This window comes from Bradyrhizobium lablabi (assembly GCF_018131005.1).
GTDB lineage: Bacteria > Pseudomonadota > Alphaproteobacteria > Rhizobiales > Xanthobacteraceae > Bradyrhizobium > Bradyrhizobium lablabi_D.
This window is the reverse complement of sequence record NZ_JAFCJK010000013.1, coordinates 60477-81800: the sequence shown is the minus strand read 5'-3', so window position 1 is coordinate 81800 and position 21324 is coordinate 60477. Positions and strand designations below refer to the sequence as shown.

At 63.6% G+C, this 21324-nt stretch carries 18 protein-coding genes; 9 read left to right on the top strand and 9 right to left on the bottom strand.

The features are described 5' to 3' along the window. Nucleotides 1–78: 78 nt before the first annotated feature. The 3 genes from JQ553_RS30140 to glsA are packed head-to-tail and all read right to left on the bottom strand — an operon-like array spanning nucleotide 79 to nucleotide 3352. A complete protein-coding gene (locus tag JQ553_RS30140; RefSeq protein WP_212503696.1) occupies nucleotides 79–639 on the bottom strand; it encodes an HdeD family acid-resistance protein in 561 nt (186 codons plus the stop codon). 16 nt (nucleotides 640–655) lie between these two features. Beyond that, nucleotides 656–2296: an MFS transporter gene (locus JQ553_RS30135; protein ID WP_249144694.1), complete on the bottom strand. Its 1641-nt coding sequence runs from the start codon at nucleotides 2294–2296 to the stop codon at nucleotides 656–658. Between the two features lie 57 nt (nucleotides 2297–2353). Beyond that, nucleotides 2354–3352: a glutaminase A gene (gene glsA / locus JQ553_RS30130; RefSeq protein ID WP_212503695.1), complete on the bottom strand. Its 999-nt coding sequence runs from the start codon at nucleotides 3350–3352 to the stop codon at nucleotides 2354–2356. 395 nt (nucleotides 3353–3747) lie between these two features. Here glsA and JQ553_RS30125 point away from each other — a divergent pair, with 395 nt between their 5' ends. Continuing rightward, on the top strand, nucleotides 3748–3957 hold the full coding sequence (locus tag JQ553_RS30125) for a hypothetical protein (RefSeq protein WP_212503694.1): 210 nt from the start codon (nucleotides 3748–3750) through the stop codon (nucleotides 3955–3957). 136 nt (nucleotides 3958–4093) lie between these two features. Here the strand turns inward: JQ553_RS30125 and JQ553_RS30120 are convergent, their stop codons facing one another. Next, a complete protein-coding gene (locus JQ553_RS30120; protein ID WP_212503693.1) occupies nucleotides 4094–5251 on the bottom strand; it encodes an SGNH/GDSL hydrolase family protein in 1158 nt (385 codons plus the stop codon). 582 nt (nucleotides 5252–5833) lie between these two features. Between JQ553_RS30120 and JQ553_RS30115 the strand changes: the two genes are divergently transcribed. Next, nucleotides 5834–7186: a S41 family peptidase gene (locus JQ553_RS30115; RefSeq protein ID WP_212503692.1), complete on the top strand. Its 1353-nt coding sequence runs from the start codon at nucleotides 5834–5836 to the stop codon at nucleotides 7184–7186. A 296-nt stretch (nucleotides 7187–7482) separates the two neighbouring features. Beyond that, nucleotides 7483–8775 carry an MFS transporter gene (locus JQ553_RS30110; RefSeq protein ID WP_212503691.1) on the top strand — a complete coding sequence of 431 codons (1293 nt, stop codon included), beginning with the start codon at nucleotides 7483–7485 and terminating at the stop codon, nucleotides 8773–8775. Between the two features lie 26 nt (nucleotides 8776–8801). Here JQ553_RS30110 and JQ553_RS30105 read toward each other — a convergent pair whose 3' ends face one another. Next, the gene (locus JQ553_RS30105) at nucleotides 8802–11531 is read right to left on the bottom strand and encodes an EAL domain-containing protein (protein ID WP_212503690.1); all 2730 of its coding nucleotides are present in this window, start codon (nucleotides 11529–11531) and stop codon (nucleotides 8802–8804) included. A 428-nt stretch (nucleotides 11532–11959) separates the two neighbouring features. Between JQ553_RS30105 and JQ553_RS30100 the strand changes: the two genes are divergently transcribed. Further along, on the top strand, nucleotides 11960–12124 hold the full coding sequence (locus tag JQ553_RS30100) for a Flp family type IVb pilin (RefSeq protein ID WP_212503689.1): 165 nt from the start codon (nucleotides 11960–11962) through the stop codon (nucleotides 12122–12124). Nucleotides 12125–12149: 25 nt separating this feature from the next. On the opposite strand, the gene moaC is transcribed toward JQ553_RS30100, so the two are convergent. The 4 genes from moaC to JQ553_RS30080 form a co-directional block, all read right to left on the bottom strand. Further along, nucleotides 12150–12668: a cyclic pyranopterin monophosphate synthase MoaC gene (gene moaC / locus JQ553_RS30095; RefSeq protein ID WP_212503688.1), complete on the bottom strand. Its 519-nt coding sequence runs from the start codon at nucleotides 12666–12668 to the stop codon at nucleotides 12150–12152. A 4-nt stretch (nucleotides 12669–12672) separates the two neighbouring features. Further along, nucleotides 12673–13491, bottom strand: a complete 819-nt coding sequence (gene trpC, locus JQ553_RS30090; protein WP_212503687.1) for an indole-3-glycerol phosphate synthase TrpC — start codon at nucleotides 13489–13491, stop codon at nucleotides 12673–12675. 80 nt (nucleotides 13492–13571) lie between these two features. Continuing rightward, nucleotides 13572–14585, bottom strand: a complete 1014-nt coding sequence (gene trpD, locus JQ553_RS30085) for an anthranilate phosphoribosyltransferase (protein WP_212503686.1) — start codon at nucleotides 14583–14585, stop codon at nucleotides 13572–13574. Nucleotides 14586–14682: 97 nt separating this feature from the next. Next, a complete protein-coding gene (locus tag JQ553_RS30080) occupies nucleotides 14683–16584 on the bottom strand; it encodes a peptidylprolyl isomerase (RefSeq protein WP_212503685.1) in 1902 nt (633 codons plus the stop codon). Nucleotides 16585–16824: 240 nt separating this feature from the next. Here JQ553_RS30080 and tpiA point away from each other — a divergent pair, with 240 nt between their 5' ends. The 5 genes from tpiA (at nucleotide 16825) to kdsA (ending at nucleotide 21321) form a co-directional block, all read left to right on the top strand. Continuing rightward, nucleotides 16825–17580 (top strand): triose-phosphate isomerase, encoded by a 756-nt coding sequence (gene tpiA / locus JQ553_RS30075; protein WP_212503684.1) that lies wholly within the window; start codon nucleotides 16825–16827, stop codon nucleotides 17578–17580. 161 nt (nucleotides 17581–17741) lie between these two features. Beyond that, a complete protein-coding gene (gene secG / locus JQ553_RS30070) occupies nucleotides 17742–18134 on the top strand; it encodes a preprotein translocase subunit SecG (RefSeq protein WP_212503683.1) in 393 nt (130 codons plus the stop codon). Nucleotides 18135–18302: 168 nt separating this feature from the next. After that, the gene (locus JQ553_RS30065; protein ID WP_212503682.1) at nucleotides 18303–19934 is read left to right on the top strand and encodes a CTP synthase; all 1632 of its coding nucleotides are present in this window, start codon (nucleotides 18303–18305) and stop codon (nucleotides 19932–19934) included. Between the two features lie 121 nt (nucleotides 19935–20055). Continuing rightward, nucleotides 20056–20382 carry an NIPSNAP family protein gene (locus JQ553_RS30060; protein WP_212503681.1) on the top strand — a complete coding sequence of 109 codons (327 nt, stop codon included), beginning with the start codon at nucleotides 20056–20058 and terminating at the stop codon, nucleotides 20380–20382. A 60-nt stretch (nucleotides 20383–20442) separates the two neighbouring features. Beyond that, nucleotides 20443–21321, top strand: coding sequence for a 3-deoxy-8-phosphooctulonate synthase (gene kdsA / locus JQ553_RS30055; RefSeq protein ID WP_249144693.1), 879 nt, complete (start codon nucleotides 20443–20445; stop codon nucleotides 21319–21321). Nucleotides 21322–21324 lie beyond the last annotated feature (3 nt).

The following is a 21324-nucleotide window of genomic DNA, read 5'->3' as shown; positions in this document are numbered from 1 at the left end:
TGACGCGCGGGTGCGGAATTCCCATCGATCTCGCTGTGGAGGAGGCAGTCCGATCTGATCCCGGCTGGTTAGGGAAAGCTACGCCGCCTTGGCTGTCGGCAGCCACGCATAGGTCAGCCATCCGATGCCGTGAGACAGCAGATCGATGCCCAGCAGCAAGCCGAGCACCCACAGACCCGTTGCCGGAAATCCGGTCAGGATGACGAGACCCGCCAGGGTGCCGAATATCCCGGAAATCAGTATGACCCAGCCGGTCTGCCAATGACTGACGCCGATCAGGATGCGGACGATCCCGGACAGCAGCAGCAGCAGACCAAGAACATAGGTCAGGATCAGCGCACCGGTCACCGGCTGGCTCAGCAGGACGATTCCGAGCGCCAGGTAGAGAGCGCCGAGGAGGAGTTGCCACACAAAACCGCCCCATCCCTTGGTCCAGAAAGCGTGCACGATCTCGAAGCCGCCGGCGACGATGGCTGTCCAGCCGATGAAGATCGTGCTGATCACCGTGAAGAGCGCGACATCACCCAAAACCAGAAGGCCTGCGCCGATCATGACGAGTCCTAGCAGGACGCAGACCCACAGGGGAGGTGTTGGCGGGCCGCCGAGCCGCGTCGCTGAACTGCTGTCATAGGTCGTCATGTCATGCTCCTCAACTTCATGGCTTGTTCGCCATTTCATCCGCCGGGATTTCTCCCGGTCGGTAATTCGGCAGCCGCCCGGCCGGAATGATCGCGATCAGAGCCAGTCCCGCCATGATCAGCAGTCCGATCTTGAGCGCCCGCAGGCGCGCCTCGGTGTTGACTTGAACGGCTTCCTCGACCTGCTGCGGCGTAGCGTTGGTACCCTCGAGCGCGCTGCGCAGCCGGTCATTGCTGACGAAGGTGATGTTGTCGAGATCAAGCTGACTTTGCAGCTCTTTCGTCAGGAGCGGACTGGCCGTGATCCTGCCCAGGGCGATCGTGCTCAAGAGACCGACAAGAAGAGCTCCAGCCACCGCAGTGCCGACCGCGGCCGCGAGGTTTTGCGTCGTTCCGCGGAGCGACCCGACGTCCCCCGCCAGGGCCTTGGGCGAGGCCGTCACCAGAACGTTGAACAGCAAGGTCACCAGAGACCCCTGGCCGATACCGAACAGGACGAGCCCAAAGAGAACGGGAATCTCGCTCCAGTCGTTGCGCACTACGAACGCCAGCCATACCAGTGCGATGGTGCAGAGCGTAAAGCCGAGGCGTCCGATCTGCCGCGGCGTCAGCCTGCTGTAGACATTGACGATCAACATCGCCGCAAAGAAGACAGTAAGGTTGAACGGCATCATCGCGATCGCTGTGGCGATCGGCGTGCGTCCCTGCACAATCTGGATGTAAAGCGGCACTGTGAAGTTCAGAGCGGCCTCCAGCGCGACCACCGCGAACAACGCAAAGACCGCACATCGCTCCTCCGGCGAGTCGATCACCTCCAAGGCAAGCAGCGGTGTCTTCCCCGCGGCCTGTTGCCGATGTGTCCACATCAAGAACGCCTGGCCGAGCACAATGCCGAGGACGATCATGACGGGCGCCGGCGAAAGACCCAACAGGTCGAACGGGGCGTTGGGGGTCGCTACCGCCAGTCCCCATCTGTTCAGATTGTTGAAGCCGAAACTGATGAGAATGATCGCACTTGCCGCGAGCGCGACGCCGACCAGATCGATCTGAACATCGGCGCGGCCGTGATCGGGCTTCAGGCGGAAGCTCAGGAGGAAGACGATCGCCGAAGCAGCGATCAGGATCGCGAATGCCGGCCGCCAGCCAATGTTGGTTCCGAGCACTCCGCCGATGATGAATGCCAGCACTCCGGCAGCGGCGCGCGCCGACCCCAGCGCACCAACCGCAGTGGCCTGCTGGCGTCCGGCATAGTTCTCGGCGATCAGGGCGACAAGCGAAGGCACGATCACTGCGCCCGCGGCCCCGCAGAGTGCCTGCGCGGAGATCATGACGGTGGCCGTAGGGCTGAACGTCATCGCGATCTGGGACACAAAGAAGACGACGACCGCAGCGCGGAAAACCCGCACCGCCCCGAAGCGCTGGGCAAGTTTCGCTCCAAGCATGACAAATCCGGCCACCAGCATCGAGTAGGCCACGATTCCGGTCGCTACCGTGGTCGGAGGCACTCCGAAGCTTTCCACCATTCCTCCCAGGGCGACCGGCAGCGACGCAACGTTGTACGACATGATCATTTGACCGAGCGCAATCGCGATCATGGGAACCCATGACGCGCGTTCCTCCCGGTGGATGTCTTCGACCGAGATTGTTTCCGTGGTCATGCCGTCCTCCAATCTCCTCGACTCGCGTGATCAGCCGGGGCGCCGATCCCTGTTGCTTCATTCTTCTGGTTGCGACACGAACAGATCCATGCCCAGTCGTTGCGATAGAAACTTCGCGGCGAGCTGTCCTCTCACGCTGTTTCCGGCGGCATCCAGCGGCGGACTGAAGGTGCCGAAACCGCCCTTTCCAGGGGATACCGCGACGATACCGCCGCCGATGCCGCTTTTTCCGGGCAGGCCTATGTCGTACAGCCAGTCGCCCGATGTCTCGTACAGTCCGGCAGTGACCATCACGGCCAGCGCGTAGTGGCATACGGCCGCATCGACCACGCGTTGCCTGGTCACCGGGTTCACTCCGCCGTCGGCCAGCGTCGCGCCCATCACTGCCAGATCGCTGGCGCTCACATTCAACGAACATTGCCGCGTGTAGAGATCGGTGGCCTGCTTGGCGTCGCAGTAGATCCGCTCATAGCTCTCCAGCAGTCGCGCGATGCTGCGGTTGCGAAAATTGGTCTGTGATGCTGACGTATACACCTCCTCGTTGAGCAGGAGCTTACGGCCGGCGAAGCGCGATAACCCATCGTGGATGAATTGCCACTGCGCCTCGGCTGAAGCTCCGGGCGCAAGGCTTGTCGTCGCGATCGCGCCGGCATTCACCATCGGATTGGTGAGTCCGTTCCCATTCTCGATTGCGGCGAGCGAGTTGAACGGAAGTCCGGTCGCGTTGGCGCCCAGCTTCTCGCGCGCCTCGGCAGGTCCCAGCGCCTCGCAGATCAACGCAAACAGGAACGGCTTCGAGACGCTCATGATGGAGAATTCGTAGTCGACGTCGCCCGCGCCGTAGACGCGCCCGTTCGTTCCGACGACACAGACGCCGAACAATTCCGCGGGGACTCGTGCGAGCGCCGGGTAAACCTGTGAATTGGTACCGTCAGTGTCTGACTTGAAACGCTGATGGGCGTCATCCACCAGCGACTGCACGATCTCCGGACCGGGTAGATGGCCGGTCGAGACGTAAGCCGGCTCTCGTTCATCGACGACCGATCGTGACGCCATGGCACCACTCTGTCGAAAGGACTCAGCTCCAGACGACTTTGTTCGAGAACGGGCCGCGCGTCAACAAATCAGCGCCTCGGCTTTGGGCGGGTCTAATCACAACCGGGTCGGAAATTTGCTACCCAGCCATCCGATGAGGTGGGACGTGCTATTCGCCACATTGTTTCGAGCAAGCCTTCAACCTCGGGCACCGGGCCGAGTGCTTCGCAACAGTTTTCAATTGATTAAAACGACGCGTACGACATGAGGTCCTGGAAGCCTTATCAGAGACAGATTGCAACATTTCGGGCCGGGCGTACTATCGTGCCCAACGCGTGCGAGCCGAGACTGGGCGAGAATTTGCAGACATGGGGCGTGAATCTCATGGGGGCATCATCTGAAAGGCGAGGCGTATCATGGTGGCGCAAACGAGTGACGGACATCTCTTCCTGGTAAAGAAGCTTGGCGGCCTGGTCTCCATCATCATCGGATGCCTGCTGACCGCGGTCGGGGTGAGTTTCGAGTCCACGAGTACAATCACTGTCGGCGTACTGTTTCTTGTGCTCGGCGCCGTTCTGCTGACGCTCAAGATCCTGAGGCGAAATCGGGAAGATTCGCTGGGATAGTCGACCGATCCGCGCCTCCTCGTGGCAGGCCGCGTGGCCTTACCGGCCACGCGATGGCTTCGCACCAATAGATTTGCGAAGATGGCCAACTGCTGGGATGGCCTCAGCGAGTTCTGCCTCACCTTGCTCGATGAGCCTATAAGGGAGAGTTCCGGCTATCGCTTTCCCGCGCGGCGTGCCTCGGCAATTTCCAGTTCTGCCTGTCAATCTGCTGTTCCACGAACTCCGCAAGGAGGGCATTCAGGTGCGTCGTCGGGTGCAGCGCGTCCGCAAACATGAAGGTCTCATCGGCTCCCTTGCTCACATAAGTCTGCGGCGAACAGAACAGCGACTGACCGAATACCGATGGATGGTCCAAGTGCAAGTTGGTGGCTTTTGTGACCTGAGCCGATAGATTACAGGCGAACCCGGTATTCGATACTTGAAACCCATGCTGTTGGTAGTTGGCAACCATGTCGTCGAGGAACGAGAAGGAATCTAGCAGGAGAACCTTTTCGCCAAGATCCTGCCGACCCAGCGCGCCCGTCAGCGCCAAATTGAACGATTGGGAAATCTGCGTGAGCGACCGACCTCGATCCACGCTGGCAACTCCCATCGGAGTCTTTCCGATATCGGGCATGTTGAACACCACGACATGCGTCGCGCCGCTTTTGACGATCGTGCCGACAATGTCGGCCAGGTCGAGAGCGGACTGGCCGATGGCTTTGACCGCATCCTGCTGGGCCTGTTCAGTGCCGGCCGCCTGGGCCGCGGCCAATTGAAGGAAGATGTCGTTTGCTCCGCCATTGATGATGATCAGCTGGTCTGGACTGAACCGTTCATGAGCCTTGAGGAATTCGGCCACCTGATCCTTCACCGGTATCGTCGTCGCCAATGCGAAGTCTGCATGCGATGATCCTGCCGCGGCATGATCGCTGCCGGGCTGCATCGTCACGCGCGAGCCTCCTTGCGCGTAGTTCCTGCCGCCGGTTGGAACGAGAGGCAGGCCGAAGCCGCCAACGAATGCGGGCGTCAGTTCATCGCCATAAGAGCGAGCGACCAGTTGGGTGAAATTGAGGCCCGGATTTGTTGTGGAGCGACCGCCGCCAAACTTCGCTTTGGCGACCGGCGAATATGTACCGGCATCCAGGAGACTGTCGCCGAAGACGACGACCTCGACTTTGTTGCCACCAAACGAGGCGCTCGATGAGACGAACCCCAGACTGATCGCCGCCACCGCGGAGGCTTTGAGCAGCAGGCCGGCGAGGACCTTCTGCGGTCTTACGGGAGCTTTACGACGTTGCGGATGATCCACGTTGTGACTTCCATTGTGGTTGCTGATTGCCGCGGTGAACCTAAGTCGGCCACATGACAAAATTATTCCCGCTACGCGGGTAATGTGTTGCGGGCGTAACTCAACGGTCTGCAATTATCCACGGCAACCGGGCCGAGCAGACCCAGCGCGACGAACAAGCAGATTTGATCGCGCAGCGCCGTGAAATCCTCGACAATCCGAACTGCCGATGGAGACGCAGCGCTGAGGCCCGGCATGGAGGGCGCATTCCGTCATGTCCCGCCGCAGTTCGGCTATCGGCGCGAGAGGAAAGCGTGCTTCGATACATGGCCGTTCGATCTGGCGGAACGGGCTGAAATGAGACCGGAAGGCGTCTTGAGAGGCGGAAGCGATGAGTATTTTCAGAGGCTTCGGCAGGCTGAAATGCCCAGCTTTTCATCACGGGCGGGCTAGTCCTGGGAGCCACACCCTGAACGAACCGTAATGGACCGGTGGCTGACGGCCTTGATCCGACCAAAAAGCCGGTGTGTTCTGGCCCGCGTTGGGTGGGGCGGTCGATTTGTTACGAGACAATTGCCGGCCATAGCGAAGGGATCGCCGATAATGCGCAAGAATATGAGTTTCTTCCTTGGTACGGTCGCGGGTGCGTGTCTCACAATTCTTGTCACCGCGCCGCAAGGGGGAGCACATCTCCTCGCCGCCGCCAAGGCGGCCGCGCGCTCCGACACCTATTCGCAACTCAACCTGTTCGGCGACGTGTTCGAACGCGTCCGGACCGACTATGTCGAGAAACCCAACGACGCCAAGCTCGTCGAGGGCGCGATCAACGGCATGATCTCCTCGCTGGACCCGCATTCCCGTTACATGAACGAGAAGAGCTGGGCCGACATGCAGGAGACCACGCACGGCGAGTTCGGCGGATTGGGCATCGAGGTCACGATGGAGGATGGCCTTATCAAGGTGGTGGCGCCAATCGACGACACGCCGGCCTCGCGCGCCGGCATCATGTCCGGTGACGTCATCACCGCGATCGACGACGAGGCGATCCAGGGCATGACGCTCGATCAGGCGGTCAACAAGATGAAGGGTGCTCCCAACAGCGCGATCCGGCTCAAGATCATCCGCAAGGACGCCGACAAGCCGATCGAGCTCGCGATCACCCGCGAGATCATCCGCGTCCGCCCGGTGCGCTACCACACCGAAGGCGGTGACATCGGCTATATCCGCATCACCTCGTTCAACGAGCAGACCACCGACGGCCTGCGCAAGGCAATCACGGAGATCTCCAAGCAGATCCCGCAAGACAAGCTTGCGGGCTATGTCATCGATCTCCGCAACAACCCCGGCGGCCTGCTCGACCAGGCGGTCTCGGTGACGAGCACGCTGATGCAGCGCGGCGAGGTGGTCTCGACCCGTGGCCGCACGGCGGAGGAAACCCAGCGCTTTACCGCGCGCGGCGGCGACATGACCAAGGGCAAGCCGCTCGTGGTGCTGATCAACGGCGGATCGGCTTCGGCGTCCGAGATCGTGGCCGGCGCGCTGCACGATCACAAGCGCGCAACGCTGATCGGCACGCGTTCGTTCGGCAAGGGCTCGGTGCAGACCATCATTCCGCTCGGACCCGGCAACGGCGCGCTGGCGCTGACGACCGCGCGCTATTTCACGCCCTCGGGCCATTCGATCCAGGCGCTCGGCGTCAAGCCCGATATCGAGGTGCTGCAGGACGTGCCCGACGAGTTCAAGACCCGCTCTGAAATCATGAGCGAGGCCAAGATGCGCGGACATCTCGCGGCCGAGGGTGCCGAGCAGACCGGCTCGCAGTCCTATGTCCCGCCCGATGAGAAGAGCGACAAGGCGCTGATCGCGGCCTTCAACCAGCTCCGCGGCGTCAGCGTCAACGCCGACGCGAAGAACGCCGATGTCAAGACGGCGCCGAAGCGCCCGATTCCGAACTAGGGTCGGTTGATCATGGTTTGATCGGCCCGTCCGCGGGCCGGTCACGTCTCGCGCCAACTACGCCAGCGAAGACGCGTTCGTGCTTTCCAGCGTCGCCATGCGGTTCGCATTTCTCGGCGAGCAGCTTGAGTTCGGCGGTGACATTGGCAGATCAAGCGATCGTGCTTCAAACCGAGGTGCGCGTGATCTCCGAAGCGCAGTTCACGGAGATCGTGAATGCAAAACGCCGTCCCATGCCTTGTTGAAAGCGGCCGGACCAACAATAGTTGGCCGAAACGGGTGTTTGGGAATCGAGAATGTTGCCGGGATTTGCAGGCAAGACAGAGTTCAATGTGAAACGCGCAGCATTTGCCGCAACCATCGGCAACATGCTGGAGTTCTACGATTTCATCACCTACAGCTTCTTCGCGATCGAGATCGGGCGCGCCTTTTTCCCCGTTCACAGCGCATATGGCAGCCTGATGCTGTCGCTTGCGACCTTCGGTGCCGGCTTTGTGACGCGACCGATCGGGGGCATCGTGCTCGGCATCTATTCCGACCGCGTCGGCCGGCGACCGGCGATGCTGTTGAGCTTTGCGCTGATGGGAATCGCCATCCTGACCATCGCGCTCACGCCGTCCTATGCCGCGATTGGCGTGGCGGCGCCGATCCTCGTGATCGCGGCGCGCATGGTGCAGGGATTTGCGCTGGGCGGCGAGGTGGGCCCGACCACGGCCTACCTCATCGAGATTGCCCCTCCGAAGCACAGGGCGCTGGTGGTGGCGTGGCAGCCGGCCAGCCAGGGGATCGCGGCAGCCGCCGGCGCGTTGGTCGGCGTCGCCCTGAGCGCGACGATGGCGCCCGAGGCGCTCGAAGCCTATGGCTGGCGCGTCGCATTCCTGATCGGCGCGGTCTGCCTGCCGTTCGGGTTCTGGATGCGCCGGACGCTGCCGGAAACCATTGAGCACGGTGACACGGCTGCCGCGGGCGCCGAGCGTTCAAATCACTTCACGCTGGCACGGCGGCATATCCGCGTCATCGCGCTGGCGCTGATGATCGTGGCAAGCGGCACGATATCGACCTATGTGACGCAGTACATGACGACCTATGCCAAGAACACGCTGCATGTGTCGCCGTCGCTGGCTTTCACCGTCTCGCTGGTGAGCAACGCCCTGCAGATCGGAGGCACGCTGTTCGGCGGCTGGCTCGCCGATCGCTTCGGGCGCAAGCCGGTCATGGTCTGGCCGCAGCTCGTCAGGCTGGTGCTGACCTATCCGGCCTTTCTGTGGATCGTCCATGCTCCCGGCGCGCCGTCGCTGCTGCTCGGTTTCGGCCTGTTGTCGCTGATCGGATCGCTGCCGTTCACGGCGTTCTATGCGAGCTTCACCGAAGCGCTGCCGCAGAACATTCGCGGTGGCGTGTTCGCCACGATCTACGCGGTCGCGATCGCAATATTTGGCGGCACGGCGCAGCTGGTCGTGACCTGGCTGCTGCACGTCTCGGGCGATCCGCTGGCCCCGTCCTGGTATCTTCTGCTCGCGGCGATCGTCGGGGTCGTGGCCATGAGCCTCTTGCCGGAGACTGCGCCGGTCAAGACCGGCCGGACCTGACGATTGTTGTGACGCGTCGGGGAGGCTTACGCCGTGCCGGCGACCGGCTTGCGCGGGCGCACGCGGCCGGTACCGGTGGCGAGCGGTGCTCGCCGATGCGCGGCCAGCAATTGCCTGATCTCGGCGGCGGGCTTCGGCGCGCTGAACAGATAACCCTGCATCTCCGAGCAGCCAAGCTCGCGCAGCGTCTGCTGCTGCTCCGCCGTCTCCACGCCTTCCGCCGTCGTGGTCATGTTCCGCTCTGCGGCGATGTTGACGACTGCCTGCACGATGCCGGCCGATCCCCGCGGCTCCGCGACGTCGGCGATGAAGCAGCGATCGATCTTGATCTTGTCGAACGGGAAACGCTTCAGATAGCTCAGCGAGGAATAGCCGGTGCCGAAGTCGTCGAGCGCGATCCGCACCCCGATCGCGCGCAATTGATGCAGGATCGAGAGCGCAGCCTCATCGTCGCGGATCAGCACGGCTTCGGTGATCTCGAGCTCGAGCCGGTGCGCGGCCAGACCGGACGCCGCCAGCGCCGCGATCACCTTTAACGCCAGCGTGCCGCTCTTGAACTGCACCGGCGAAACGTTGACCGCGAGGTTGACGTGGTCCGGCCAGTTCGCGGCTTCCATGCAGGCCGTCGTCAACACCCATTCGCCAAGCTGGTTGATCAGCCCGGTTTCCTCGGCGATCGGAACGAAATCGGCCGGGGAGATCATGCCGCGCTCGGGATGACGCCAGCGCACCAGCGCCTCGCAGCCGTTGATCTCGTTGGTCCGCAGGCCGAGACAGGGCTGGTAATATACTTCCAGGCCGCGGCGCGCGGCGATCGCCTGCCGCAATTCCATCTCGAGCTCGCGCCGTGCGCGGGCATCCGCATCCATCGCGGCCTCAAAGAAACGCCAGGTGCGGCGGCCGGCCGCTTTCGCCGCATACATCGCGAGATCGGCATTCTTGAGGATCTGGTCGAGATCGGTCCCGTCCTGCGGGGCAAGCGAGATGCCGATGCTGGCGTCGGTCGAGACCTGATGGCCGAGACACTGGTAGGGCGCGCGGATCGCCTCGTGGATGCGGACCGCGAGGTCGACCACCTCGTCGGTGCTCTTCACCCCGGTTTGGACGATCGCGAATTCGTCGCCGCCGAGACGCGCCACGAAATCGTCGTCGCGCACGCAGTTGCCGAGGCTCAGGGCAACGGATTTGAGCAGTTCGTCGCCGACCATGTGGCCGAGCGAGTCGTTGACGCCCTTGAACTCGTCGATGTCGATATAGAGCACCGCAAGCTGACTTTCCGGCGTGACATGCGGCAGCTCGCGCTTGATCTGCTCATGGAACAGGGTGCGGTTCGGCAGGTCGGTCAGCGCGTCGTAATGGGCGAGGTGGGTGATGCGCTCCTCGGTGCGGCGGCGTTCGGTGATGTCCTCGTGGGTCGCAACCCAGCCGCCGTCGGCAAGCGGTTCGTTGACGACCTGGACCGAGCGCCCGTCGGGCGTTGCGATTACCATCACGTTGCGAATGCCGATGTCGCGCAGCACGTGGTTGGCGTACCTGTCGACATCGCCGGTGAACGAGCCGGTCTCCCGGCGATGCTCGATGACGTCGTGGAAGCTGCAGCCGGGCTTGATCACGTCGGCCGACAGCTCATACATCTCGATATAGCGCTTGTTGCAGATCACCAGGCGCTGCGAGGCGTCGAACAGCAGCAGACCCTGTGTCATGTTGTTGACGGCGGTATCGAGCCGCAGCTTCTCCAGCGTCACTCGCTCCTGTTCCGCCCGGTGCTGCTGCATGAGTTTTCGAACCACGAGCGTGATCAGGAGCGCGATCGCGAGCCCAGCCGCGACGGTCACCGCGATCAGGATGTTGATCTGCTCGTGCCAGTCGGCCAGCGCTGCGGCCGTGGTCGTCGTTGCCACGACCACCATCGGGAATTTTGCGAGCGCTCGCGACGACACCAGGCGGTCCTTGCCGTCGATCGGGCTGGTCAGCCGCGACGTGCTTTGCGGCAGTTCGAACACCTGCTGCTGGCTGGGCGGGCCGGCACGGAAGTTCTTGCCGATCAACTCCTCGACATGGGGGAAGCGCGCGAGCAGGGTGCCGTCGCGATGATGCATCGAGATCGCGGCGCCTTCGCCGAGCGCGACGGTTGCGAAGAATTTCTCGAAACTGGCCGGCTCGACGCCGCGAGCGACCACGCCAAGGAACTCGCCGTTCGGCCCCGTGACCTTGCGGGCGATCACCGTGGTCCAGTTGCCGGTGACGCGGCTGAATACCGGCTCGACCAGCATCTCGGGCGAATAGGGGCTTGCCTTGAAGAGGCGGAAATAAGTGCGGTCAGCGATGGTGACTCGTGGCAGCGGCCATATCGCCGAGCTGTTGATCAGCATGCCGTCGGCGTCGAACACGTTCATGCCGCCGACATAGGACAGTGCCTCCATCTTGGACTTGAGCATGTCGTGGATATCCGCTGTCGACATTCGCCGCTTGTAGTTCTCAGCGGTCGCGATCCCGGTGTCGCGCATGAACGCGATCAGGTCCTTCTGGACCACCTCGAAATCCTCGAGCTGCTGATCGAAATGCCGCGCGAGCAGCAGCACGGTGTTTTCCAGCTCGCGCTCCCTGTTGTGCAGGGCGCGCTCGCGGAAGTTGCCGGCCATCAGCGTCGCGCCGATCGCAAGTGCGACCATCAGCAGTGCGCCGCCGAGGATCAGCCAGCGGATCGGACCGCTGCGGAAAACAGATGTGAACGTGGCAGAACCGTTCGAACTCATGGCACCAGATCACTTCCAGGCACTTCCCCGGAAGCAGGTTGCGCGCACCTCCGGCCTGCCGCGATGGGTAGCGAAGCGAGGTGGAGTTGCCGTTAGCAAGGCTAGTTAACAAACGGTTATCGCGGGGTGCGTCTCAACCACGGCAACGTGTATCCAGGCAAATGGCTGCGCCAAGGTCCGGCAAAGCGCCATGCCACGAAAACGCAGTTACATCATGGCTCTACGCGCGGTCTTCAAAATCAATAGATAAAGTTTCTCGTGCGGTACCGCAAAGTTTGCCGCGTCGGCACGTCGCCCGGCAGGGCTTGTCGAGTGCCAAGCCGCCGCAAGAAACCTTTTACGATCTAAGCCTATGGCTATGCGTACTGTCACCCTGGGCACGCCGTTGCCTGTATCGTTGCACCGAGTTCAGAACCTGTGAGTGTCAAATGAACAAGCTGCTGCAGGAGTTTTGCGCCGACGAGACCGCAGCCACCGCGATCGAATACGGGCTGATCGCAGCCGGCATCGCCATCGCGATCATCACGACGGTGCAGGGCGTAGGAAGCAGGATGACCACCAACTTCAACACGATCAGCACGTCGCTGAAGTGACCGGGTGGGCCGAGGCGCGCGGCGATCACTCGCTCGCGCGATAGTGCCCTGACTTGCCGCCGATTTTCTCGACGAGATGGATCCCCTCGATGCGCACACCGCGCTCGACGGCCTTGATCATATCGTAGATCGTCAGGCACGCGACCGATACGGCGGTCAGCGCTTCCATCTCGACGCCGGTCGGCCCCGTCACGCTTACGTCGGCGCGGACGATGCAGCCGGGCAACGCGCGATCGGTCTCGATGTCGACCGTGACCTTGGTGAGCGCGAGCGGATGACACAGCGGGATCAATTCCGAGGTCCGCTTCGCCGCCATGATGCCGGCGATCCGCGCGGTGGCGAGCACGTCGCCCTTCTTCGCCCGACCCGACTCGATCAGCGCGAGCGTCGCCTTGCTCATCACGACGCGGCCCTCGGCGACCGCGGTCCGTTCCGTCGCGGGCTTGGCCGACACGTCGACCATCCGCGCCTCGCCCCTGGCGTCGATATGGGTGAGGGTGCCAACTGCCCCTGATGATTTCGCCTTGGCGGGCCGCCGCGCCATAGCGTCAGCCAGTTCCGGTGGCCCGCGGCGCAACCCGTGTCAGCAGCGCGCGGGTCGCCCCGGTGACGTCGGCCTGCCGCATCAGGCTCTCGCCGACCAGGAAGGTCGACATGCCGACGCGCTCGAGGCGGGCAAGATCGTCCGGCGTGAAGATGCCGCTCTCGCCGACCATCAGCCGGTCCCTCGGGATCAGCGGCGCCAGCGCCTCGCTGGTCGCAAGCGTGGTTTCGAAGGTGCGCAGGTTGCGGTTGTTGACGCCGATCATCGGCGAGCGAAGTCTCAGCGCCCGGTCGAGCTCGGCGCGATTGTGGATCTCGATCAGCACGTCCATGCCGTGCGCGAGGGCGGCATCCTCGATGTCCTTGGCGGCGGCGTCGTCGAGCGCGGCCATGATGATCAGGATGCAGTCGGCGCCGTGGGCGCGGGCCTCGACGACCTGGTAGGTGTCGAACATGAAGTCCTTGCGCAGCGCCGGCAGACCCGTCGCTGCGCGGGCCGCGACCAGGAAGTCGAGATGGCCCTGGAATGAGGGCGTATCGGTCAGTACCGACAGGCAGGCCGCTCCGCCGGCCTCATAGGCCTTCGCGAGCGCCGGCGGGTCGAAATCGGCGCGGATCAACCCCTTTGACGGAGAGGCCTTCTTGATCTCGGCGATCAGGGCGTAATCGCCGCGGTCGTGCTTGGCGCGGATCGCGCGCACGAAACCGCGCGGCGGAGCGGCCGCCCTGGCGCGCGCCTCGATCTCGGAGAGCGGATGCGCACGCTTGGCGGCGGCGATCTCCTCGCGCTTATAGGCCTCGATCTTGGTCAGGATGTCCGACATCGCTGCGTCTCCGTTAGAGCATGATCTCCATGAGAGCATGATCTTTGCGAAAGCCGGTTCACAGTTTTCTGGACCATGCTTCAACTGTTCGAGACCGCGACGAGGCGCTGCAGCCGCAAGGCGGCCGCACCGCTGTCGAGCGACTGGATGCCCAGCGCGACGCCTTCCTTCAGCTCGCGGACGCGTCCGGCGACAACGAGCGCCGCGGCGGCATTGAACAGCGCGACGTCCCGGTAGGCGCTCGGCTTGCCGTTCAGCACGCTTTGCAGCGCGACCGCATTGGCGTCGGCGTCGCCGCCCTTCAGCGCCTCGCCGGCGACGCGGCCGAGGCCGGCGTCTTCCGGCTTCACCTCGAACGTCCCGATCTCGCCGTTCTCCAGCGCGGCGACGAAGGTCGGGCCGGTGAGGGTGATCTCGTCGAGCCCATCCGAGCCGTGCACCACCCAGACCGATTCCGCGCCGAGGTTTTTCAACACCTGCGCGAGCGGCTGCACCCATTGCCGCGAGAACACCCCGACCATCTGCCGCCTGACGCCGGCCGGGTTCGACAGCGGGCCGAGCAGGTTGAAGATCGTGCGGGTCGCGAGCTCGACCCGGGTCGGACCGACATTCTTCATCGCCGGGTGATGGGCAGGCGCGAACATGAAGCCGATGCCGGCCTCCGACACGCAGCGGCCGACGCGCTCCGGCGACAAATCGATCTTGACCCCCAGCGAGGCCAGCACGTCGGCCGCGCCCGAGCGCGAGGACAGCGCGCGGTTGCCGTGCTTCGCGACCGGCACGCCTGTGCCCGCGACGATGAAGGCCGCGCAGGTCGAGACGTTGACCGAGCCCGAGCCGTCGCCGCCGGTGCCGACGATATCGACCGCCTCCGGCGGCGCCTTGACGCGCAGCATCTTGCTGCGCATCGCCGACACCGCGCCGGTGATCTCGTCGACGGTTTCGCCGCGCACCCGCAGCGCCATCAAAAGACCCCCCATCTGCGATGGCGTGGCCTCGCCCGACATCATGGCGTCGAAGGCGGATGCCGCCTCGTCGCGCGTCAAGGTGGCGCCGGTGGCGACTTTTCCAATGATCGATTTCAGGTCGTCCATTCGCGTACTGGTCCAGGTTTCTCGTTGGAGCGTGCCCTTCGCGCAAACGCCGGGCGCCTGTCGCGAGGAAACCGGTGCCCCCTTGTCCGGATCATGCTCAATTATTCGCGCCTGTCACCTGTGCAAAGGCGGCCTGGTTGATACTCATCCCGATGACGGATTCGATTTTCGTGACATATTGTCCGAACTGCTCGTCGCTGAGCGAGCGCTGCAGCGTCTCCTTGATCTGCTTCACCTCGTTGGAGGCGAGGTCGACAGGCGGCACCGTCACGTCCGTTACGCGGAATACGATCCATTCGCTGCCGCCCGCTGCTGGCGTCTGCCCGACGCCGTCCTTGGCGGTGCGGAAGGCGGCGCTGACGGCGGCAGCCGGCACCCCGGCCGGCGATGCGTCGCGGCGGAAGTTGACGGCGGTCTCGACCTTTGCCCCGACCGCGGCGGCTACGTCGGCAAGCTTGCCGCCATCGTTGAGCTTCTGGACGATCTCGGTCGCCTTGGCGCGGAGCTTGGTCGAGATCTGGTCCTCGCGCCATTTCGCCTCGACCTGGTCGCGGACTTCGTCGAGATTGCGCTCGCGCGACGGCGTGATGCCGAGAACGTCGTACCAGACATAGCCGCCGTTGAACTGGATCGGGTCATTGTCGACGCCGACGTCGCTGCTGAAGGCCTGCGACGCAACGTCGAGCCCCTGCGGGATCTCGGGCGCGAGCTGACCATTCGGCAGACGCCCGGACCGGTCGATCGCATCTATCGTGACCGGGGTGAGGCCGAGCTTCTGTGCGGCCTCGACCACGCTGGCGCCGCCGCCGCGTTCGTCTTCCATCTTGTTGTGCAATTCGGACACCTTCGCGCGAGCGCGCTCGGTGGCGATCTGCCGCTTGATCTCGGGAGCCAGGCTCTCATAGGTCGGCGTCGTGCCCGGCTCGATCTTGCCGACCTTGACGAGCGCGACACCGAAGCGGCCCTGCACAGGTTCGCTGATTTCGCCCGTGGGCAGCGTAAACGCTGCGCCGGCGACCGCAGGATCCAGGATAGCCGACTTCGCGACCATGCCGAGATTGACGTCGGCGAGGTTGAGGTTGCGTTCCTTGGCGATGTCGTCGAACGAAGTGCCCGAGGTGATACGGCTGCGCGCCGCACTCGCCTCGTCGGCGTTAGGGAACACAATCTGCGACACCTCGCGCCTTTCCGGCGCGCCAAGCTGACTGCGTCGCTGCTCGAAGACTTTCCTCGCATCGTCGTCGGAGACAGTCTCCCATTTGCCGACTTCGTCCGGCGTGATCGCGACGAAGGAAATCTTGCGGTATTCGGGCGCGCGGAATTGGACCTTGTGGTCCTCGAAATAGGCGGCGAGCGCCTCGGGCGATGGCGGATCAATGGCGCCGGCCTGCGCCGCGTCGAGCTTGATGTATTCCATTGAGCGCTGTTCGTTCTGAAAACGTGTCAACGCCTCGATCATCGTTTTCGGCGGTTCGAGCCCGGACTGGATCGTGCCGGCGATCTGCCGCCGCAAACCGACACGGCGCTGCTCGGCGATGTAGCGTGGCTCGGTATAGCCAACGTTGCGGATCATCGCGGCAAAGCGCTGCGGGTCGAACTGGCCGTTGAGGCCCTTGAAGTTCGGATCGTTGTAGATGATGCGAAGCGTCTCGGCCTCGGACTGGCCGAGGCCCATGCGGCGGGCTTCCTCATCAAGAGCGGCTTCGGCGAGCGTTTGCTGCAGCACCTGCCGGTCGATCCCGAAGTTGCGGGCCTGCTCGGGGCTCAGGGGACGGCCGAACTGGCGGCCGATCTGCTGCAGGCGATCGGTATAGATTTGGCGGAACTGCTCGGCCGAAATCTCAGTGCTGCCGACCTTCGCCAGCGTCGATTGACCGAAGCCCCTGAAAATGTCCGCAATGCCCCAGATTCCGAAACTGACGATCAAAACGCCCATCACCGTGGCCATAATCGCCTTGCCGAGCCAGTTTGATGAGGCTTTCCGCATTCCTCGAAGCATGGGTCCAACTTGTTTTTCAGGAGGGGAACCGGGTCGTGCCGAAGGCGAAGCTTAAGCCTCGCAACAGGGCATCACCGAATTGAAAACCCATCATAAAGTGGCCGCCGTTCCCCCGCAACCTCGCTCGCACCGATGGATTGAAGCGGCTAATCACCGCGTGGCAGTGGCGGGTCGGTTCTCTGGAAGTTGCAACCCGCCTCTGCTAGCGCAGGGACAGATTTGAGCAATGGGAATTTTGACATGAGCGACGCCATCCGGCCGTTGATTGCCGGCAACTGGAAGATGAACGGCCTGAAATCCTCCACAGGCGAATTCGAGGCCATGCTGGGGGGCGCCGGCGCGCTCTCCGGGAAAGCCGACCTTCTGGTTTGTCCGCCGGCAACGCTGGTGGCGGCCTTCGCCGGAATGGCGCGGGACGGAATGGTCGCGGTCGGCGCGCAGGATTGCCATCCCAAGCCATCGGGTGCCCATACCGGCGATCTTGCCGCGGAGATGTTCCGGGATCTCGGTGCCACGGCGATCATTGTCGGCCATTCGGAGCGGCGTGCCGATCACGGCGAGAGCGATGCGCTGGTCCGGCAGAAGGCGGAGGCCGCCTGGCGCGCGGGCCTGACCGCGATCGTTTGCATCGGCGAGACCCGCCAGCAGCGCGATTCCGGCAAGACCCTCGATATCTGCAAGACCCAGCTTGCCGGATCGCTGCCCGACGGAGCGACCTCCACCAATCTGGTGGTGGCCTATGAACCGGTCTGGGCAATCGGCACCGGTTTGACTCCGACCACCGGGGATGTCGAGGAAGTTCATCGGTTTATCCGAGGTGTGCTCACTGATCGCTTCAAGGAAGAGGGCGACAGGATCCGCATCCTCTATGGCGGTTCGGTCAAGCCATCGAATGCTGCCGAGCTGATGGGGGTCGCCAACGTCAATGGCGCATTGGTCGGCGGCGCCAGCCTGAAAGCGGCCGATTTCCTTGCGATAGCGGCAGGATGTCCCTAGCTAGCCTGTGAGACGGCAAGTGGTGGCGCCATTCCGCGACGTTTTGAGGGTGGCCATGGCCGACCTGATCGTGTAACACCGCGCAACTTCAGGAAAACACGCGAGTTCGATGGGCTGCCGGAACCGGCGCCGTTGGCCTGTGACGGAAGGTTCGATTCGAGATGCTGACTGTCGTCATCGTTATTCACCTCATGATCGTCGTCGTTCTGATCGGCTCGGTGCTGCTGCAGAAGTCCGAGGGCGGGGGCCTCGGCATGGGGGGCGGCGCGGGCTTCATGTCGAGCCGCGGGACCGCGAACCTGTTGACGCGGACGACGGCGGTCCTTGCCGTCGGCTTCTTCCTGACCAGCCTGTTCATGTCCTGGTACGCGGGCTACGACCGCAAGCCGAAGTCGCTCATCGGCATCGGCGCGCCAGGGCAGTCCCAGCCGGCCGGCGGTGCCGCTCCGATCAGCCCGCCGACCTCCGGCGGCGTCCTGGATTCGCTGAAGAAGGCCGACGAGCAGCAGGGCCAGCCGGCCCCGGCCGCCCCGCAGGCCCCGCGCTCGCAATAAAGCAGGGTGGCCATGCAGGATGAGGCTCTGGCATCCTGCATCAGAAATCCCCATCAATGCTCTGAAATTGCTCTTAGATTTGGCATGATTCACAGCCCGGCGGATTGGCTGCCGGGAGCAGGCGATTCGTTTTGCGAATCGCGGAAGTCGGATTAAAGGTTAAGTCCCATGGCGCGGTACATATTCATCACCGGCGGCGTGGTGTCTTCGCTCGGAAAGGGTCTGGCTTCGGCGGCACTCGGCGCGCTGCTGCAGGCTCGCGGGTACAAGGTCCGTCTCCGCAAGCTCGATCCCTATCTCAACCTCGATCCCGGAACGATGTCGCCGTACCAGCACGGCGAAGTGTTCGTGACCGACGACGGCGCCGAGACCGATCTCGATCTCGGCCATTACGAGCGCTTCACCGGACGGCCGGCCACCAAGGCCGACAACATCACCACCGGGCGCATCTACCAGGACATCATCAGCAAGGAGCGCCGCGGCGATTATCTCGGCGCTACCATCCAGGTGGTCCCGCACGTCACCAATGCGATCAAGGAATTCGTGCTTGATGGCAATGACGAGTTCGATTTCGTGCTCGTCGAGATCGGCGGCACTGTCGGCGACATCGAGGGCCTGCCGTTCTTCGAGGCGATCCGCCAGCTCAAGAACGAGCTGCCGCGCGATCACGCGGTCTACATTCACCTGACGCTTTTGCCCTACATTCCAAGCGCCGGCGAGCTCAAGACAAAACCGACCCAGCACTCGGTGAAGGAGCTGCGCTCGATCGGCATCCAGCCGGATATTCTGCTCTGCCGCACCGATCGCGAAATCCCGAAGGAGGAGCGGCGCAAGCTCGGCCTGTTCTGTAACGTGCGCGAAAGCGCCGTGATCGAGGCGCGCGACGTTGACAACATCTACGCGGTCCCCGAGGCCTATCACGCCGCCGGCCTCGACGACGAAGTGCTGGCCGCATTCGGCATTCAGCCGAAGATTCCGCCGGCGTTGCAGAGCTGGAACGTCATCAATGAGCGCATCCGCAACCCCGAAGGCGCGGTGACCATTGCTGTCGTCGGCAAGTACACCGGCATGAAGGACGCCTACAAGTCGCTGATCGAGGCGCTCTCGCATGGTGGCATCGCCAACAAGGTGAAGGTCAATCTCGACTGGATCGAGAGCGAGGTGTTCGAGAACGAGGACCCGGCGCCGTTCCTCGAGCACGTCAACGGCATCCTGGTGCCCGGCGGCTTTGGCCAGCGCGGAGCGGAAGGAAAGATCAGGGCGGCACAGTTCGCGCGTGAGCGCGACGTGCCCTATTTCGGCATCTGCTTCGGCATGCAGATGGCCGTGATCGAGGCCGCGCGCAATCTGGTCGGCATCGAAGACGCCAACTCGACCGAGTTCGGCCCGACCGAGGAGCCCCTGGTCGGCCTGATGACCGAATGGCTGCGCGGCAACGAACTGGAGAAGCGCGCGCGGAACAGCGATCTCGGCGGCACGATGCGGCTCGGCGCCTATCCCGCAACGCTCAAGCGCGGCAGCCGTGTTTCGCGGGTCTATGGCGGCGCCACCGAAATCTCCGAACGTCACCGCCACCGCTACGAGGTCAACACCGCCTACAAGGACCGCCTCGAGCAGCACGGCCTGCGCTTCTCAGGGCTTTCGCCGGACGGCGTGTTGCCGGAGATCGTCGAATATGAGGATCATCCCTGGTTCATCGGCGTGCAATTCCATCCCGAGCTGAAATCGCGTCCCTTCGAGCCGCATCCACTGTTCGCGTCCTTTATTCAGGCCGCGGTGGTGCAGTCGCGCTTGGTCTAGACCGCAGCGGACGACGCGTTGAGCATCGCGCGGACGAGCAGGGTGCCATGTTGTCACCCCTCAAGACAGTGACTGATGCGCTCGCTATAACCTCCCGCTCAACCATCAGGAGGGATCGCCAATGATTTACGAGAGCCGCGTCTATCGTTGCCTGCCGGGCCGGCTACCGGCGCTGCTGAAGCGCTTCGAGACCGTCACGCTCAAGCTGTGGGACAAGCACGGCATCCGTCAGGCCGGGTTCTTCACCACGCTGGTCGGCGATTCCAACCAGGAACTGACCTATCTGCTCGCCTGGGAATCGCTCGCCGAACGCGAGAAGAAATGGACCGCATTCATGGGCGATCCGGATTGGCTCGCCGCGCGTGCGAAGAGCGAGGAGGACGGCCAGATCGTCGCCAACGTCACCAATCAATTGCTGGCCCCGACTGCGTTTTCCTCAGTAAAGTGAGGTCGTTGCAACCCTGATATTCAGGGCCCGACGGGGTTGATCCTGACGGCGCGGACCGGCATGGTCCGCGCGAATTGCAAGGGAAGCCCAGTGACGACGAAGACCTCTGCAGCACCGATTGTAACCGTTGGTCCGGTCAGGTTCGGCAATGATTTGCCGATCTCGATCATCGCCGGGCCGTGCCAGCTCGAGAGTCGTGCGCACGCGCTGGAAGTGGCCTCCGCGCTGAAGGAGATCGCCACTCGCCTGAGGATCGGGCTGGTCTACAAGACCTCGTTCGACAAGGCCAACCGCACCAGCGCGTCGGCAGCGCGCGGGATCGGCTTGGCGCAGGCGCTGCCGATCTTTGCCGAGATCCGCTCCTCGCTCGGCCTGCCCGTGCTCACCGATGTGCACGAGCCTGCCCAGTGCGCCGAACTGGCGCAGGCCGTCGACGTGCTGCAGATTCCGGCCTTCCTGTGCCGGCAGACCGATCTGCTGCTGGCAGCGGCGGCGACCGGCAAGGTCGTCAACGTCAAGAAGGGACAATTCCTGGCGCCCTGGGACATGGCGAACGTGGTTGCGAAAATCACCGGCGCAGGCAACGCCAACGTGCTGGTCACCGAGCGCGGCGCGTCGTTCGGCTACAACACACTGGTCTCGGACATGCGTGCGCTGCCGATCCTGGCGCGCACCACCGGCGCGCCCGTTATCTTCGACGCCACCCATTCGGTGCAGCAGCCGGGCGGCAAGGGGACGTCGTCCGGTGGCGAGCGCGAATTCGTGCCGGTGCTGGCGCGCGCGGCGGTTGCGGTCGGCGTCGCCGGCGTCTTCATCGAGACCCATCCCGATCCCGATCACGCGCCCTCGGATGGTCCGAACATGGTGCCGCTCCGCGATTTCGAATCTCTCATCAAGCGGCTGACGGCTTTCGACGCGCTCGCCAAGGCAACGTCCTGATGG

Coding starts and splice junctions, on each gene's coding strand:
- JQ553_RS30140 (WP_212503696.1), bottom strand. CDS start 639: ATGACGACCTATGACAGCAGTTCAGCGACGCGGCTCGGCGGCCCGCCA.
- JQ553_RS30135 (WP_249144694.1), bottom strand. CDS start 2,296: ATGACCACGGAAACAATCTCGGTCGAAGACATCCACCGGGAGGAACGC.
- glsA (WP_212503695.1), bottom strand. CDS start 3,352: ATGGCGTCACGATCGGTCGTCGATGAACGAGAGCCGGCTTACGTCTCG.
- JQ553_RS30125 (WP_212503694.1), top strand. CDS start 3,748: ATGGTGGCGCAAACGAGTGACGGACATCTCTTCCTGGTAAAGAAGCTT.
- JQ553_RS30115 (WP_212503692.1), top strand. CDS start 5,834: ATGCGCAAGAATATGAGTTTCTTCCTTGGTACGGTCGCGGGTGCGTGT.
- JQ553_RS30110 (WP_212503691.1), top strand. CDS start 7,483: ATGTTGCCGGGATTTGCAGGCAAGACAGAGTTCAATGTGAAACGCGCA.
- JQ553_RS30105 (WP_212503690.1), bottom strand. CDS start 11,531: ATGAGTTCGAACGGTTCTGCCACGTTCACATCTGTTTTCCGCAGCGGT.
- JQ553_RS30100 (WP_212503689.1), top strand. CDS start 11,960: ATGAACAAGCTGCTGCAGGAGTTTTGCGCCGACGAGACCGCAGCCACC.
- moaC (WP_212503688.1), bottom strand. CDS start 12,668: ATGGCGCGGCGGCCCGCCAAGGCGAAATCATCAGGGGCAGTTGGCACC.
- trpC (WP_212503687.1), bottom strand. CDS start 13,491: ATGTCGGACATCCTGACCAAGATCGAGGCCTATAAGCGCGAGGAGATC.
- trpD (WP_212503686.1), bottom strand. CDS start 14,585: ATGGACGACCTGAAATCGATCATTGGAAAAGTCGCCACCGGCGCCACC.
- JQ553_RS30080 (WP_212503685.1), bottom strand. CDS start 16,584: ATGCTTCGAGGAATGCGGAAAGCCTCATCAAACTGGCTCGGCAAGGCG.
- tpiA (WP_212503684.1), top strand. CDS start 16,825: ATGAGCGACGCCATCCGGCCGTTGATTGCCGGCAACTGGAAGATGAAC.
- secG (WP_212503683.1), top strand. CDS start 17,742: ATGCTGACTGTCGTCATCGTTATTCACCTCATGATCGTCGTCGTTCTG.
- JQ553_RS30065 (WP_212503682.1), top strand. CDS start 18,303: ATGGCGCGGTACATATTCATCACCGGCGGCGTGGTGTCTTCGCTCGGA.
- JQ553_RS30060 (WP_212503681.1), top strand. CDS start 20,056: ATGATTTACGAGAGCCGCGTCTATCGTTGCCTGCCGGGCCGGCTACCG.
- kdsA (WP_249144693.1), top strand. CDS start 20,443: ATGGTCCGCGCGAATTGCAAGGGAAGCCCAGTGACGACGAAGACCTCT.